Source organism: Rhizobium sp. LjRoot254, assembly GCF_964254105.1.
Lineage (GTDB): Bacteria > Pseudomonadota > Alphaproteobacteria > Rhizobiales > Rhizobiaceae > Rhizobium_E.
Genome location: NZ_CAXUSM020000001.1, coordinates 3,102,486 through 3,116,910, shown reverse-complemented (window position 1 = coordinate 3,116,910; position 14,425 = coordinate 3,102,486). Strand labels below are relative to the sequence as shown.

Sequence of the window (14,425 nt, the reverse complement as noted above, 5' to 3'; positions counted from 1 at the left end):
ACAGGAGGAGTTTCAATGAATATTCAGGATCGCCGATCTGCCATGTTGGCGGAGGATTTCCGCGCCGACAAATCCCGTCCGCTAACCGGTGCGGAATATCTGGCTTCGCTGCGTGATGGCCGTGAGGTCTATATCAACGGCGAGCGGGTGGCCGATGTCACGGCCCATCCCTCGATGCGCAACTCCGTCCGGTCGCTGGCGCGGATGTACGATGCGCTGCATGCCGAAAAGACAAAGGAACGCCTGACCTCGCCGACCGATACCGGCAATGGCGGCTATACCCACAAATATTTCCGCGTCGCCAAGTCCTCCGCTGAACTGGTGGCCCAGCAGGGCGCCATCGCCGACTGGGCACGCATGTCCTATGGCTGGATGGGCCGAACCGCCGACTACAAGGCGGCGCTGATGAACACGCTCGGCGCCAACGCCGACTGGTACGGTCAGTTCAAGGACAACGCCCTTGCCTGGCATAAGCGATCTCAGGAATCCGTGCTGTTCATGAACCACGCGATCGTCAATCCGCCGATCGATCGCCACAAGCCGGCCGACGCGGTGAAGGACGTCTTCGTCCACATCACCAAGGAGACGGATGCCGGCATCTATGTCTCCGGCGCCAAGGTGGTGGCGACATCGTCTGCGCTGACGCATTACAATTTTCTTGCCCAGAGCTCGGCGACGGTCACCGAAGACCCGTCGCTCTCCGTCATGTTCATCGTGCCGATGAATGCGCCCGGCATCAAGATGTTCTGCCGTGTCTCCTACGAAGAGACGGCCAACACGGTCGGGACGCCGTTCGACTATCCGCTGTCGTCGCGTTTCGATGAGAATGACGCGATCTTGGTGCTCGACAACGTCTTCGTACCCTGGGAGGATGTGCTGGTTCTCAGGGACGCGGCCAAGATCCTGTCGTTTCACCCCGCATCCGGCTTCATGCACGGCTATTGTTTCCAGGGCTGCACACGCTTTGCGGTGAAGCTCGACTTCCTTGCCGGCCTGCTGGCAAAAGCTTTGCGGGCGACGGGCGGCGATGCATTCCGGGGCAACCAGGCGGCGCTCGGCGAGGTGATCGCGCTTCGACACATGTTCTGGAGCTTCTCGAATGCCATGGCCTACAATCCGCAGCCATGGGCGAACGGGGCCGTGTTGCCTAACATGGAGGCGGCGCTTTCCTACCGCACCTTCATGTCGGAAGCCTATCCGCGCGTCATCGACACCGTGCGCCGGGTGATCGCGTCGGGCTTGATCTACCTGCCGTCCTCGGCCAAGGATTTCAACAATCCCGAGATCGATCGTTACCTCGCGCAATATGTCCGCGGCTCCAACGATATGGGCCATATCGAGCGCATCAAGATCATGAAACTGCTCTGGGATGCGACCGGTACCGAATTCGGCGGTCGCCACGCGCTCTACGAGCTGAATTATGCCGGTGCGCCGGAAGAGGTCCGCCTGCAGGTGCTGAAAGGCGCCGAGCGGGGCGGCCGCCTGCGCGAGATGGAAGCGCTGGTCGATACCTGCATGAGCGATTACGACGAGAATGGCTGGACCGGCGACACATGGCTGCCGCCGCTGAACGGCTGAGGAGAGTCAGATGGAGGAGGCTGTTTCCAAGACCGAGTTCCGCGACGCCATGGCGCGCGTCTGCGCGCCGGTCAATGTGATCACCACCAATGGTGCCGCGGGCCGTGGCGGGTTTACCGCCACGGCGATGTGCAGCGTCACCGACGAACCGCCGACTTTGCTTGTCTGCATGAACGGCAAATCGGCGCAATGCGGGCTGTTCCTCGAGAACCGCCGTTTCTGCGTCAACGTGCTGGCCGATGACCATCAGGAACTGGCCGGTTATTTCGCCGGTCGCCAGGCCGATATGGCTGCACGCTATGCCGCCGCCCAATGGATCGACATGCCGTCAGGCAGCCAGGCGCTGATGGATGCGATGGTATCCTTCGATTGCCGCCTGACTGAAGCGCGCCTGGTCGGCACGCATCACATCTTCATCGGTCAGGTCGTTGGCATCCGTTCGCGGGAGGATGGCAATGCGCTGCTCTATTTCAACCGCAGTTACGTGAACGTGCCGACGCAGGTGGGCAGTTTCGGCGGGTAATCAAGAGCGAGTAGCGAGTAGTTGGATAGTGAATAGTTGATTGGCTCTTGCCCTCGGCAACTATTCGCTATTCGCTTACAACTGTATCCACGCAGTCTTGAGATCCACATACTTTTCCAGCGCATGCAGCGACTTGTCGTGGCCGTTGCCGGATTGCCCGATGCCGCCGAGTGGTACCGTGTTGTCGGCGCCGCCATAGGTGTTGACATGGACGACGCCCGCCCTGATGCCGCGCACCATGCGGTGGGCGCGCGACAGGTTCGAGGTCCAGACGGCCGAGGCGAGGCCGTAATCGGTGCCGTTTGCGATCCTCAGCGCCTCCTCTTCGGTCTCGAAGGGGATGATCGACAGGATCGGCCCGAAGACTTCTTCCCGCGCAAGCGTCATGTCGGGTGTCACGTCGAACACCGTCGGCTGCATGTAGAAGCCGCCGGTTTCCTCCAGGATGCGCTTGCCGCCGGTACGTAGTGCAGCGCCTTCCGACAGTGCCTGATCGGCAAAGCCGAGATCCTTCTTCAACTGGATTTCGCTGGAAATTGCGCCGGCCTCGGTCGAAACCTGAAGCGGGTCGCCGACCTTCATGCTCGCGGCGATGCCTGCGACCTTTTCGGAAAATTCTTCGTGGATCGATCGCTCGACGAGCAGTCGCGAGCCGGCAACGCAGACCTGCCCCGAATTACGGAAGATACCATAGGCGGAGACCTTGGCGGCCTGGTCCATGTCGGGCGCATCGGCAAACACGATATTGGGCGACTTGCCGCCAAGCTCGAGATAGACGCGCTTGAGGTTGGAGCGGGCGGAATATTCGAGCAGCCTCCGGCCGACCGGACCGGAGCCCGTAAATGCCAGGACATCGATATCCATATGCAGCCCGAGCGCTTCGCCGCACACGGCGCCGCGGCCGGTGACGACGTTGAGCACGCCGTCCGGAAGCCCGGCCTCGGCGCAAAGTGCAGCAAGCCTGAGCAGCGAGAGCGAAGCGCCCTCGGCCGGTTTCAGCACCACGGAATTGCCGGCCGCAAGCGCCGGAGCGATCTTCCAGGCGCCGATCATCATGGGAAAGTTCCAGGGCACGATCGCCGCGACCACGCCCACGGGTCCGCGATGAATGAGGCCGAGGACATTCTCCGCCGTCGGCGCGATCTCGCCATAAACCTTGTCGATCGCCTCGGCATAGTAGCGGAACGTGCCGGCGGCGCTGCCGGGCTCCGCCTTCAATGCCATCGAGATTTCGGTGCCGTTGTCGCGAACGCCGAGCACGGCCAGTTCGAGCGCGTTTTTCTCGATCAGGTCGGCAATCCTGAGCAGGGTCTTCTTGCGCTCGGCCGGTGCGGCCCTCGACCAGTTCCCCTTTTCGAAGGCTGTACGCGCGGCCTTGACGGCAAGATCGACATCGTCGGCGCCCGCATCGGCAATCGTGGTCAGCACGCTGCCATCGATCGGAGAGATCACGTCCATCGCGGCTCCGCTGGATGGCGCGCGCCATGCTGCGCCGATGAACAGCAATTGCGGCGCGATTGCCTGCATGCGGAGTTGGTCGATCTTGTCCTGCATCATTCTATCCTCAAAGAATAATGGCGGGCGAGGCGCCCGCCATCATAGTCTGGTTTTGTCAGGCTTCCTGGCCGGCGCCAAGCTGCGCGAAGCCGGCGGAGTCGGCCGATTTCAGCCGTGCCGCGAGCGCGAAGCCGATGATCGCGGCGATCACGACGAGGCCCGGAAGGAACACGGCGAGGAAGCCGCTCGCACCGGCAATCGGACCGAAATTCACCGCAATATAGATCACCAGCGCCAGAAGAATAAGGCCGGTGACGATGGGCAGCACCTTGGTCGCGAAGAGATTGCCTTCGAGGTTAGGGTTGCGGCTGAAGAAAGCAACGATGGCAAAGGCTGTAAATGCCATGAGAAGCATGATCGCGAGCGTCCCGACATTTGTGAGCCACGAGAAGAGCCCGAGGACCGGATCCTGTCCGGTGAAGGCGAAGAGGGCGACGACCAGCACGGCGATCACGGTCTGGATGATCGAGCCGACATGCGGGCTCTGGAACACCGGATGGGTGACGCCCACCGATTTCGGCAGCAAGCCTTCGCGACCCGCGACATACATGTAGCGCGCGACGCCATTGTGGAAGGCCAGCACGCCGGCGAACAGGCTGGTGATGAGCAGGATGCTCATGACGGTGCCGATGCCGTTGCCAACATAGCGGTCGCCGAGACCGAACAGGAACGTCGTCGGATCGGCAAGGCCCTGCAACTCGGGCACCAGCTTGTCGACGCCGGCGCCATTGACCATCAGCCACGAGGTCAGCATGTAGAAGAAGCCGATCAGCAGCACGGAAATGTAGGTTGCGCGCGGAACGGTGCGCTGCGGCTCGCGGGCTTCCTCGCTATAGATCGTGGTAGCCTCGAAGCCAATGAAGGCGGCAAAGCAGAAGAGGATGCCGATCGCCGGCACCCCGCTCCAGAAAGCCGCAGGCGTGAACGGCACGGCCGACAGGCCGCTATCGCCGCCCTTGAGCAGGATCGCCGCGTCGATGACCAATACGACGAGATATTCGAGAATGACCAGAACGGTCAGGATCTTGGCCGACAGATCGACGCGCCTGTAGCCCAAAACCGCGACGATGGCGATGCCGATGTAGGTCCAGACCCACCAGGGCAGCTCAAGTCCGATGCCGGCGAAGAAACCCGCCGTTGCCGCGCCGAACAGGCCGAATACGCCGATCTGCATCGCATTATAGGCAAGGATCGCGACGAGCGCGGCAGCCCCGCCCATCATGCCGCCGAGGCCCTGCGCCGTATAGGCGTAGAAGGCGCCGGCGTTGCGGATGTGGCGCGCCATCGCGACATAGCCGACGGAGAACAGCAGCAGAATGAGGGTGACGAGCAGGAATGCCAGCGGAATGCCGGCTCCGTTCCCGAGCAGCATGGAAAGCGGCACGCCGCCTGCGACCGCGGTCAGCGGGGCGGCCGCGGAAACGACCAGGAAGGTGACGGCCGCCACGCCGAGGCTGTTTTTGCGCAGCTGGTTCTGACCGCTGCCGGATGCGTTGTTGATGTCCATATCGCGTAAGCTCCCCTTGATGACTTGCGATTGTCGTCTGCCGATCTCGCGGCATTTCCCAGTTCGAGGCGGCGCGTCCCGGTTGCTTTTTGTCCTTGTGACGCGGTCATCTCATGTGGTTCAATATGTGAACCTGTGCTTCAAATATAGACTTGCAAATAGTTCGGCTTCCTGTCAAGTTAATTCGCATGTTAAGTATCTCGGCGCCTTGGGAGGCGCGCTGGCGGGTGGAAAATCACCACTTCGGACACCGGAACGGGCGTCCGGACACATGAGGAATCGAGAGAAATGGGAACGATCGGCAAAGCGTTGACACTGCTCGACACACTGTCGCTGATGGAGAGGGAGGCCGGCTTGACCGAGATCGCCGAGGCATGCGGTTTCGACAAGGCAACGACGCGGCGCTTCCTTGTGGAGCTCGAGAAGCACGGCTTCGTCGAACAGCTTGCCGACACCAGGAAATACCGGATCGGTTCGGCGCCGGTGCGCCTCGGCCGCATCCGCGAGGCGCGCTATCCGTTCCTTCGCACCGCGGCGCCCTTCGTCAGGCAATTGGCCGAGAAGGTCGACGAGACGGTGCATCTCTCAGAATTCACCGGCGGGCGGCTCTCGACCGTGCATGTCGAGGATTCGACCAAGGCGCATCGCGTCTTCGTGGCGATTGGAACGCTGCTGCCGTTCCATGCGACAGCTTCAGGACTTGCCTTCATATCGGCTTGCCCCCCAAGTGACATCGAGGCCGCGCTCACGGGCCCCTTGCCGGGCTTCACCGGCTATACGATCAAGGATCCCGCCGCGTTCCGCCAGGCGATCGCGGAAACCCAGGCCAACGGCTATTCGGTCAACCGGCAGGGCATGGAAGCCGGCGTGATCAGCGCGTCCGCCGCGATCCGGGCATCCGGCAGCCGGCCGGTGGGCTGCGTTACCATCGCGGCACCGCTCGTGCGCACGGATGCGGAGAAGATCCGCATGCATGGTCTCGAAGCCGCCGCCGCGGCCAAACGGATTTCAGACGCATTCTTCGGCGCCGATCGCGAACAGCAGAGCGCGCCGCCCTTGAGGAGGAGCATTGGATGAGCGGCAGCGCTCGCATTCCCAACATTCTGGTGATCGGCACCGGCGATACCAAGAGCGAAGAACTTCTGTTCATGGCGGATGTCATCGGCAAGGCCGGTGGACTTCCTGTCATGATCGATGTCAGCGTGCTCGGCGATCCACCCTACATGTCGGACTATTCACGGCTGGATATTGCAGCGTCGGCCGGCACGACAATCGAGGCGATCATCGACAGCGGTGACGAGAACAGTGCCATGGCGCTGATGGCCAAGGGCACCGCAGCGCTCGTCGAACGGCTTCACGCCGCCGGGGAGGTGGATGGGCTGATCGTGCTGGGCGGCTCCATGGGCACCGACCTGGCGCTCGATGCGGCGGCGGCGCTGCCGCTCGGTGTGCCGAAGTTCATCATATCGACCATTGCCTATTCCCATCTGCTGCCGCCGGAGCGCATCGCGCCCGATTTGATGATGATCCTCTGGGCCGGCGGTCTCTACGGTCTCAATCCCATATGCCGCGCGGTGCTGTCGCAGGCCTGTGGTGCGGTGGTGGGTGCGGCAAAGGCCAGCATCAGACCCGGTGGCGAGCGGCCGCTGATCGGCATGACCTCGCTTGGTTCGTCCTGCCTCAAATACATGAAGATCCTGAAGCCGGAACTTGAGAAGCGCGGCTATGACGTAGCGGTGTTTCACGCCACGGGCATGGGTGGCCGTGCCTATGAGGCGATTGCTGGGCAGAAGGGCTTTGCGGCGGTATTCGATCTCTGCCTCCAGGAGGTCACCAACCACCACAACGGTTCGGTCGTGACGTCGGGACCGGATCGCATGGAGAATGCGGGCCGCGCCGGCATTCCGCAAATCGTGGCGCCGGGTGCTGTGGATATGGTCGACCTTCAGGCCTGGCAGACATTGCCGCCGCATTTCGCCGATCGGCCATATCACGCCCATAATCGGCTGATCGGATCGGTCACCACTTCGCCGGAGGGGCGTCGCGAAGTTGCCCGCGTAGTCGCGGCAAAACTCGCATCGGCAAGTTCGCCTGTCGCGCTCATCCTGCCGTCACGCGGCGTCCAGGAATGGGACCAGGACGGCGAGCCGCTGCACGAGCCGGAAGCGCTGGAAGCCTTCCTTGACGAAATGCGAAAAGTGGTTCCGGCAACGGTCGAATTCGAAGAGGTCGGTGCACATATCAACGCGCCGGAATTTTCCGCCAGGGCGCTGGAAATCTTCGACCGCTGGGTCGCCTCAGGCGTGGTTCCGAGAGGTCGGCCGTGACCGTTCCGAACTCTGAAAAAGCTCTCATCCTCGATTTCGGCGGCGTCATCACCCGGACGCTGTTCGAGACGCATGGCGAGACCGAGCGCGCGCTCGGCCTGAAGCCGGACACGCTGACGTGGCGCGGTCCGTTCGACGTATCGACCGATCCGCTCTGGGCTGCGATGCAGGCGCGCGAGATCACCGAGCGCGACTACTGGATGACCCGCACAAGAGAAGTCGGCAAGCTCGTCGGCGAGGAATGGACCGACATGAAGACCTTCGTCCAGCGCGCCCGTGGCGCCGAGCCGGAGCTGGTGCTGAGGCCCGAAGCGCGTGATGCGATCCTGAAGGCCAAGGCCGAAGGCATCCGGCTGGCCATCCTGTCGAATGAACTCGATCTCTTCTATGGCGTCGAGTTTCGCAAGCGCTTCCCGCTGATCGATCTTTTCGACGTGATCGTCGATGCGACCTACACGAAGATCCTCAAGCCCGATCCACGCGCTTATGAACAGGTGCTCGCGGAACTCGGGCTCGAACGGAAGAACTGCGTTTTCGTCGACGACCAGAGGAAGAACATCGAAGGCGCGGAGGCCGTCGATCTGCCGCATGTGCATTTCGACGTGACCCGCCCGGCCGACGGCTATGCCCAGGCATTGCGCCTGCTTGGAATTTGAAAGGACATAAGATGCGCGAGACCAACTTCCTGATCGAGAACAATGCCCGTCATCTCTGGCATCCGATGGCGCACCCGGCCGAGATGCAGGCCAAGCCGCCCCGCATCATCAATGCCGGTGCCGGCGTGGAAGTCACCGACCTTAACGGCAAGACGGTTCTGGACGCGGTGGGCGGCCTGTGGAATGTCAATCTGGGATATTCCTGCGAACCGGTGAAGCAGGCGATCCGCGACCAGCTCGATGCTCTGCCCTATTACTCGACTTTTCGCGGCACCACCAATTCGCCGCTGATCGAACTGTCCTACGAGCTCGCCGAATGGTTCAAGGAGGATGGCCTCACGCGCTCCTTCTTTACCTCGGGTGGTTCGGATTCCGTGGAGACGGCGCTCAGGCTCGCCCGCCAGTTCCACAAGATCAACGGCCAGCCCGAGCGGACCAAGTTCGTGGCGCTCAAGAAGGGCTATCACGGCACCCATTTCGGCGGCGCCTCGGTCAACGGCAATTCCAACTTCCGCCGCAACTACGAGCCGCTGCTGCCGGGCGTGTTTCATCTCGCCGCGCCCTATCCCTATCGCAATCCGTTCAACATTTCGGACCCGGCTGAAATCGCGCGCGCCATCGCCCGCCAGTTCGAGGACGAGATCGCCTTCCAGGGCGCCGATACGATCGCGGCCTTCATCATGGAGCCGGTGCTGGGTGCCGGTGGCGTGATCGTGCCGCATGAGACGTTCATGCCGCTGATGCGCGAAATCTGCGACCGTCACGGCATCCTCCTCATCGCCGACGAGGTCATCACGGCCTTCGGGCGTACCGGCGCATGGACCGGTTCGCGCCTGTGGGGCGCAAAGCCTGATTTGATGACGACGGCCAAGGCTATCACAAACGGGTATTTCCCATTCGGCGCGGTGATGATCTCGGAAAAGGTCGCGACGGTTTTCGAGGCCGACAAGACCAGCTTCGGGTCCATCGGCCACGGCTATACCTATTCAGGTCATCCGGTGGGGGCCGCCGCCGCATTGGCGACGCTCCGGGAAACCGCTCGGATCGATACTGCGTCAAACGCCGCCTCGCGCGGGGCCGAGCTGATGGCGGGGCTCGAAGGCCTGAAGGCCAAGCACGAACTGGTCGGCGATATCAGAGGGATCGGCCTGATGGCCGCACTTGAACTGGTTTCCGACCGGGCGAAGAAGACCAGTGCGGCCAAGGACGTCGTGCAGAAGGTCTATGACACCGCCTACGAGGCGGGGGTCATGGTCCGCACTTCGGGCGCCAATGTCATCATCTCGCCGCCGCTCGTCATCACCGCCGCCGATGTAGGACGCATCATCACGGCGCTTGACGCCGGCCTTTCGGCTGCGGAAGGACGCTGAGATGGCGGGTAACGACGCACTCCTCGCGCGGCGCGAGAAACTGCTTGGCCGCAACATGTCGACCTTTTACCAGGATCCCGTCCATCTCGTGAAAGGTGAGGGGGTCTGGCTCTGGGATGCGGACGGCCGCAAATATCTCGACTGCTACAATAATGTGCCTCATGTCGGTCATTGCCATCCGAGGGTGGTGGAGGCGATCTGCCGCCAGGCTTCTGTCCTCAACACCCATACGCGCTATCTGCATGAAGGCATTCTCGACTATGTCGAGCGGCTGACGGCGACCTTCGACAAGAGCCTCGATACCGCGATCCTGACCTGCACCGGCAGCGAGGCCAACGATATCGCGCTCCGAATGGCGCAGGCGGTGACGGGCAAGACCGGCGTCATCGCCACGGACCATACGTATCATGGCAACACGACGGCGGTGTCGCAGCTCTCCACCCGGATGCCGCCGGTCGGCGGCTACGGCGGACATGTGCGCCATGTGCCGGCGCCGGATGGCTATCGTCCGCTCGGCGGCGAGCCCGGTCAGGCTTTCACCGATGCCTGGGCGGCGGAAATCGAAGGTGCCATCGCTTCGCTGAACGAGACGCCGCACGGCTTTTCCGCGCTCATCATTGATCCGTTCTTTGCCAATGAGGGTTTTCCGGAGCTTCCCGAAGGCTTCCTCCAGAAGGCCGCCGCGATCGTGAAGAAAGCCGGTGGCCTGCTGATTGCCGACGAGGTGCAGCCGGGCTTCGGCCGCACCGGCACGCATATGTGGGGGCACCAGCGCGCGGGCATCGTGCCTGACATCGTGACGTTGGGAAAGCCGATGGGCAACGGCCATCCAATCGGCGGCGTGGTTGCGAATGCGGAAACGCTGAACGCCTTCCGCAAAGCTTTCCGTTATTTCAACACGTTCGGCGGCAACCCGGTGTCCTGTGCGGCGGCGATGGCGGTGCTCGATGTGCTCGACGACGAGCAGCTTCAAGCAAACGCGAGAGAGGTCGGTGCCTATGCCGTCGCGGGCCTGGCAAAGCTCTCCGAAAAGCACTCGATCATCGGCAATGTGCGCGGTTCAGGGCTGTTCTTCGGCGCAGAGCTGGTGCTCGACCGGGCGGAGAAGACGCCAGCCGCGGATGTTGCCACGCGCGTGATCAACCAGATGCGCGAACGTGGCGTGCTGATGGGCAAGCTCGGCATCCATCAGAACGCCACCAAGATCCGGCCGCCGATGCCCTTTTCGAAGGAGAATGCCGATTTCATGCTGTCGGTCCTCGACGACGTGCTGTCGGGACTCTGAGCGATGGCGGTTGCAATGGATGAACTCAAGCGCATGGCACGGCAGGCGCTTGGCCAATGGGGCCTGCCGGATCAACAGCCGGAGCTCCTGAAATATCGCGAGAACGCGGTGTTCAGGGTCAGGCTTGCCGATGGCCGCCACGCAGCGCTCAGGCTGCACAGGCCGGGCTATCATTCGGAAAAATCGCTTCGATCGGAGCTTTTGTGGATGAACGACCTGCGCCGTAGTGGACTGCACGTGCCGCAGCCGCTGCCTGCTGTCGATGGCGAGCTGCTGGTTGCCATCGCGGGCAGGGAGCCGCAGTTCGCCGACCTGATCGGCTGGGTTGCGGGCAGGCAGATCGGCGAGACAGGGAAGCCGCTGGAGCATTCGCCCGGAGAACTCGCCGTCATTTACCGCGCGCTCGGCGGAGTGATGGCGGATATGCACAACGCGGCGGATCGTTGGGCTCCGCCGGCGGAGTTTCATCGGCCTGCCTGGGATGCCGAAGGGCTGCTGGGCGATGGTCCGCTCTGGGGCCGGTTCTGGGATTGCGGCGCCTTGTCCGCCAGTGACCGTCGGTTCCTTGGCGACCTCCGCCCGCGTCTGCGGGAACGGCTTCAGGCTGTTGCAACCCATCTCGACTTCGGCCTGATCCATGCCGACCTCGTCCGCGAAAACGTGCTGCTCGACGGCGGCAGCGTGGCGTTGATTGATTTCGACGATTGCGGCTATGGCTGGCGGCTGTTCGACATCGCCACGACATTGCTGCGCAACCGGCAGGAAGAGCATTATACGTTGATCAGGTCTTCGCTGCTGGAAGGCTACCGGTCCCGGCGAGAGTTGGAGGAAGCCACGCTCGCCCATCTGCCACTGTTCCTGCTGCTTCGCGGTCTCACCTATATCGGCTGGGCGGGAGAGCGACCCGAACTGCCCGATGCCGCCGATCGCATGGCGCGCTATGTCGGCGATGCCCGGGAACTGGCGGCTGCACTCGGTGGATAACGGCTATTTCGCTTCGTTGAAGGTTGCCACTTCGTCCAGGATGTCGAGCAGTTGCTCGATCTTTTCGCGGCCGAAACGCTTTTCGAGCCTGTCATATATGAGCCGGCTTTCGGGCGCGACCTCGTCGATGATCGCCAATCCGGATGCGGTGATCTGCAGCAGAACGCGGCGGCCGTCGTTCTCATCCTTGTGCTTGGTGATGATGCCGCGCTCCTCGAGCGAACGGATGATGCGGGTGAGGCTCGGAGCCAGGATGAAGGCGCGGTCCGCCATTTCCGAGGCATCGACGGTGCCGGCCTCGGCGAGGATGCGGATCACGCGCCACTGCTGTTCGGTGATGTCGTGCTCGGCAAGCATCGGACGGAAATGGCCCATGACCGCCTCGCGTGCACGAAGCAGCGCGATCGGCAGGGAGCGGCGGGTGTTGGGAGGCAGGAACGCGTCCTGCGAGAGCTTGATCTTGTTGGCAGCACGTTCGGTCATGGAGCGTCTATGGTCCATTTCGAGGCTCTTTGCAATTGGGCGGAACCTATCGAGCCCCGCGTCACAATCCGCTTGACACAGCTCCGAATAACGTTAACATGTTAAGTATAAAAGCATCCCGGGAGGATCGATGCCGCACTTCACGATGGAATATTCGGCCAATCTGGACGGTGCCGTCGATTTTGCCGCGCTCTGCGCCGCAGTGCACGGCACCATTATGGGTACCGGCCTGTTCGAGCTTGGAGCAGTGCGCGTGCGGGCGATCCGCTGCGATGCCTATGCCGTGGCCGACTTGCTGCCGGAGAATGGCTTTATCGACATGTCGTTCCGTATCGGCAAGGGTCGAAGCGCGGAGGAAAAACGCCATACAGGCGAGGCGATATTCGCGACGGTCAATCAGTTTCTCGCGCCCTTGTTCGAAACGCCGCACTTTGCCCTGACGCTCGAAATCCGCGAGATCGACCCGGATCTCAGCTGGAAGAAAAACGCCATCCATCCCCGCCTGCGCCGGAAAGCAGGCTGAACGAAATCCCTCCCGGGATGCCCGCGCGCCTCGAACGAGATGCGCGGGCAACCGCCATATCACGGAGTAGAGAATGTCGCAGCTCGACGAAAACATCGCCAAGGCGAAAGCCTATCTCGCCAAATTCGAAAAGGGCGTGATGAACCGGATCGCCGGCGAGGATGTCTGGGCTTCCGACGGCGCGACCTATGAGACGATCTCGCCCGTCGATCTCAAGCCGCTCGCCACCGTGGCGCTCGGCAAGAGCGCCGACATCGACCGCGCCGCCAAGGCCGCCAAGGCTGCGTTTCCGGCTTGGGCCGCGATGGACGGCACGGCGCGCAAAAAGCTGCTTCACAAGATCGCCGACGCCATCGTCGCGCGTGCGGAAGAGATCGCCTTCGTCGAATGCATGGATACCGGCCAGTCGCTGAAATTCATGGCCAAGGCCGCCCTGCGCGGCGCGGAGAACTTCCGTTTCTTCGCCGACCGCGCGCCGGAAGCGCGCGATGGCAAGGCGCTGCGGGGCCCCGGCCAGGTCAATCTGACAACCCGCGTGCCGATCGGCCCCGTCGGCGTGATCACGCCGTGGAACACGCCTTTCATGCTCTCGACCTGGAAGATTGCCCCGGCGCTGGCCTCGGGCTGCACAATCGTCCACAAGCCCGCGGAATTCTCGCCGCTCACCGCGCGGCTATTAGTCGAAATCGCCGAAGAAGCCGGCCTGCCCAAGGGCGTCTGGAATCTCGTCAACGGTTTCGGTGAGGACGCCGGCAAGGCGTTGACCGAGCACCGCGATATCAAGGCCATCGGCTTCGTCGGCGAAAGCCGCACCGGTTCGATGATCATGAAACAGGGTGCCGATACGCTGAAGCGCGTGCATTTCGAACTCGGCGGCAAGAACCCCGTCGTGGTCTTCGCCGATGCCGATCTCGAACGGGCGGCGGATGCCGCGGTCTTTATGATCTATTCGCTCAACGGCGAACGTTGCACCTCGTCCTCGCGCCTGCTGGTCGAGGACAGTGTCTATGACAAGTTCACGGCGCTGGTCGCGGAGAAGGCCAAGCGGATCAAGGTCGGTCATCCGCTCGATCCGGAAACGGTGATCGGCCCGCTCATCCATCCCGTGCATGAGAAGAAGGTGCTGGAATATATCGAGATCGGCAAATCCGAAGGCGCGACAGTCGCCGCCGGTGGCGGAAAATTTGCCGGTCCGGGCGGCGGCTGCTACGTCTCGCCGACGCTGTTCACCGGCGCCAACAACAAGATGCGGATCGCCCAGGAAGAAATCTTCGGGCCTGTGCTGACCGCCATTCCCTTTAAGGACGAGGCAGAGGCGCTATCACTCGCCAATGACGTCGAATACGGCCTGACCGGCTATCTCTGGACCAATGATGTCACGCGTGCCTTTCGCTTCACCGATGCGCTGGAGGCCGGCATGATCTGGGTCAATTCCGAAAATGTCCGCCACCTGCCGGCACCATTCGGCGGCGTCAAGAGCTCGGGCATCGGCCGCGACGGCGGCGACTGGTCCTTCGATTTCTACATGGAAACCAAGAACATCGCCTTTGCCAACACGGCGCATGCGATCCAGAAGCTCGACGGCTGACGTGACCCTGCGCCGGTCACTCGCTGCATAATCAATCCGAGGAG

At 62.5% G+C, this 14,425-nt stretch carries 13 protein-coding genes; 10 read left to right on the top strand and 3 right to left on the bottom strand.

The genetic code is table 11. The features are described from left to right. Nucleotides 1-42: 42 nt before the first annotated feature. Together ACSQ26_RS15370 and ACSQ26_RS15365 are read left to right on the top strand one after the other, a co-directional pair. The gene (locus ACSQ26_RS15370; RefSeq protein WP_436015286.1) at nt 43-1,578 is read left to right on the top strand and encodes a 4-hydroxyphenylacetate 3-hydroxylase N-terminal domain-containing protein; all 1,536 of its coding nucleotides are present in this window, start codon (nt 43-45) and stop codon (nt 1,576-1,578) included. A gap of 10 nt (nt 1,579-1,588) precedes the next feature. Then, nucleotides 1,589-2,101, top strand: a complete 513-nt coding sequence (locus ACSQ26_RS15365) for a flavin reductase (RefSeq protein ID WP_436010240.1) — start codon at nt 1,589-1,591, stop codon at nt 2,099-2,101. 75 nt (nt 2,102-2,176) lie between these two features. Here the strand turns inward: ACSQ26_RS15365 and ACSQ26_RS15360 are convergent, their stop codons facing one another. Further along, nucleotides 2,177-3,655 (bottom strand): aldehyde dehydrogenase, encoded by a 1,479-nt coding sequence (locus tag ACSQ26_RS15360; RefSeq protein ID WP_436010238.1) that lies wholly within the window; start codon nt 3,653-3,655, stop codon nt 2,177-2,179. Nucleotides 3,656-3,713: 58 nt separating this feature from the next. Further along, nucleotides 3,714-5,165 carry an APC family permease gene (locus ACSQ26_RS15355; protein WP_436010236.1) on the bottom strand — a complete coding sequence of 484 codons (1,452 nt, stop codon included), beginning with the start codon at nt 5,163-5,165 and terminating at the stop codon, nt 3,714-3,716. Nucleotides 5,166-5,453: 288 nt separating this feature from the next. Here ACSQ26_RS15355 and ACSQ26_RS15350 point away from each other — a divergent pair, with 288 nt between their 5' ends. From ACSQ26_RS15350 to ACSQ26_RS15325, 6 genes are read left to right on the top strand one after another with little or no spacing between them, the layout of a single operon-like run. After that, nucleotides 5,454-6,242 carry an IclR family transcriptional regulator gene (locus ACSQ26_RS15350; RefSeq protein WP_436010234.1) on the top strand — a complete coding sequence of 263 codons (789 nt, stop codon included), beginning with the start codon at nt 5,454-5,456 and terminating at the stop codon, nt 6,240-6,242. Continuing rightward, nucleotides 6,239-7,492, top strand: a complete 1,254-nt coding sequence (locus ACSQ26_RS15345) for a Tm-1-like ATP-binding domain-containing protein (protein ID WP_436010232.1) — start codon at nt 6,239-6,241, stop codon at nt 7,490-7,492. The genes ACSQ26_RS15350 and ACSQ26_RS15345 overlap by 4 nt, the downstream gene beginning before the upstream one ends. Then, nucleotides 7,489-8,148: an HAD family hydrolase gene (locus ACSQ26_RS15340; protein ID WP_436010230.1), complete on the top strand. Its 660-nt coding sequence runs from the start codon at nt 7,489-7,491 to the stop codon at nt 8,146-8,148. Before ACSQ26_RS15345 ends, ACSQ26_RS15340 begins: the two co-directional genes overlap by 4 nt. A gap of 11 nt (nt 8,149-8,159) precedes the next feature. Further along, complete coding sequence (locus ACSQ26_RS15335; RefSeq protein ID WP_436010228.1) at nt 8,160-9,518, top strand: aspartate aminotransferase family protein; 1,359 nt, start codon at nt 8,160-8,162, stop codon at nt 9,516-9,518. Nucleotide 9,519: 1 nt separating this feature from the next. Then, nucleotides 9,520-10,803 carry an aspartate aminotransferase family protein gene (locus tag ACSQ26_RS15330; protein WP_436010226.1) on the top strand — a complete coding sequence of 428 codons (1,284 nt, stop codon included), beginning with the start codon at nt 9,520-9,522 and terminating at the stop codon, nt 10,801-10,803. Between the two features lie 3 nt (nt 10,804-10,806). Continuing rightward, nucleotides 10,807-11,787 carry a phosphotransferase enzyme family protein gene (locus ACSQ26_RS15325; RefSeq protein ID WP_436010224.1) on the top strand — a complete coding sequence of 327 codons (981 nt, stop codon included), beginning with the start codon at nt 10,807-10,809 and terminating at the stop codon, nt 11,785-11,787. A gap of 3 nt (nt 11,788-11,790) precedes the next feature. Here ACSQ26_RS15325 and hpaR read toward each other — a convergent pair whose 3' ends face one another. Then, the gene (hpaR, locus tag ACSQ26_RS15320; protein WP_436015284.1) at nt 11,791-12,270 is read right to left on the bottom strand and encodes a homoprotocatechuate degradation operon regulator HpaR; all 480 of its coding nucleotides are present in this window, start codon (nt 12,268-12,270) and stop codon (nt 11,791-11,793) included. Nucleotides 12,271-12,400: 130 nt separating this feature from the next. On the opposite strand from hpaR, the gene ACSQ26_RS15315 reads away from it, so the two are divergent. Next, entirely contained in the window at nt 12,401-12,793 is a 393-nt protein-coding gene (locus ACSQ26_RS15315) for a 5-carboxymethyl-2-hydroxymuconate Delta-isomerase (RefSeq protein ID WP_436010222.1), read from the top strand. A gap of 73 nt (nt 12,794-12,866) precedes the next feature. Then, entirely contained in the window at nt 12,867-14,381 is a 1,515-nt protein-coding gene (gene hpaE / locus ACSQ26_RS15310) for a 5-carboxymethyl-2-hydroxymuconate semialdehyde dehydrogenase (RefSeq protein ID WP_436010220.1), read from the top strand. Nucleotides 14,382-14,425 lie beyond the last annotated feature (44 nt).

Excerpts from the sequence above, each read along its gene's own strand:
- ACSQ26_RS15335 (WP_436010228.1), top strand. The coding sequence starts at position 8,160 with ATGCGCGAGACCAACTTCCTGATCGAGAACAATGCCCGTCATCTCTGG.
- ACSQ26_RS15365 (WP_436010240.1), top strand. The coding sequence starts at position 1,589 with ATGGAGGAGGCTGTTTCCAAGACCGAGTTCCGCGACGCCATGGCGCGC.
- ACSQ26_RS15370 (WP_436015286.1), top strand. The coding sequence starts at position 43 with ATGTTGGCGGAGGATTTCCGCGCCGACAAATCCCGTCCGCTAACCGGT.
- ACSQ26_RS15315 (WP_436010222.1), top strand. The coding sequence starts at position 12,401 with ATGCCGCACTTCACGATGGAATATTCGGCCAATCTGGACGGTGCCGTC.
- hpaR (WP_436015284.1), bottom strand. The coding sequence starts at position 12,270 with ATGACCGAACGTGCTGCCAACAAGATCAAGCTCTCGCAGGACGCGTTC.
- ACSQ26_RS15360 (WP_436010238.1), bottom strand. The coding sequence starts at position 3,655 with ATGCAGGACAAGATCGACCAACTCCGCATGCAGGCAATCGCGCCGCAA.
- ACSQ26_RS15330 (WP_436010226.1), top strand. The coding sequence starts at position 9,520 with ATGGCGGGTAACGACGCACTCCTCGCGCGGCGCGAGAAACTGCTTGGC.
- ACSQ26_RS15325 (WP_436010224.1), top strand. The coding sequence starts at position 10,807 with ATGGCGGTTGCAATGGATGAACTCAAGCGCATGGCACGGCAGGCGCTT.
- ACSQ26_RS15350 (WP_436010234.1), top strand. The coding sequence starts at position 5,454 with ATGGGAACGATCGGCAAAGCGTTGACACTGCTCGACACACTGTCGCTG.
- ACSQ26_RS15345 (WP_436010232.1), top strand. The coding sequence starts at position 6,239 with ATGAGCGGCAGCGCTCGCATTCCCAACATTCTGGTGATCGGCACCGGC.
- hpaE (WP_436010220.1), top strand. The coding sequence starts at position 12,867 with ATGTCGCAGCTCGACGAAAACATCGCCAAGGCGAAAGCCTATCTCGCC.
- ACSQ26_RS15355 (WP_436010236.1), bottom strand. The coding sequence starts at position 5,165 with ATGGACATCAACAACGCATCCGGCAGCGGTCAGAACCAGCTGCGCAAA.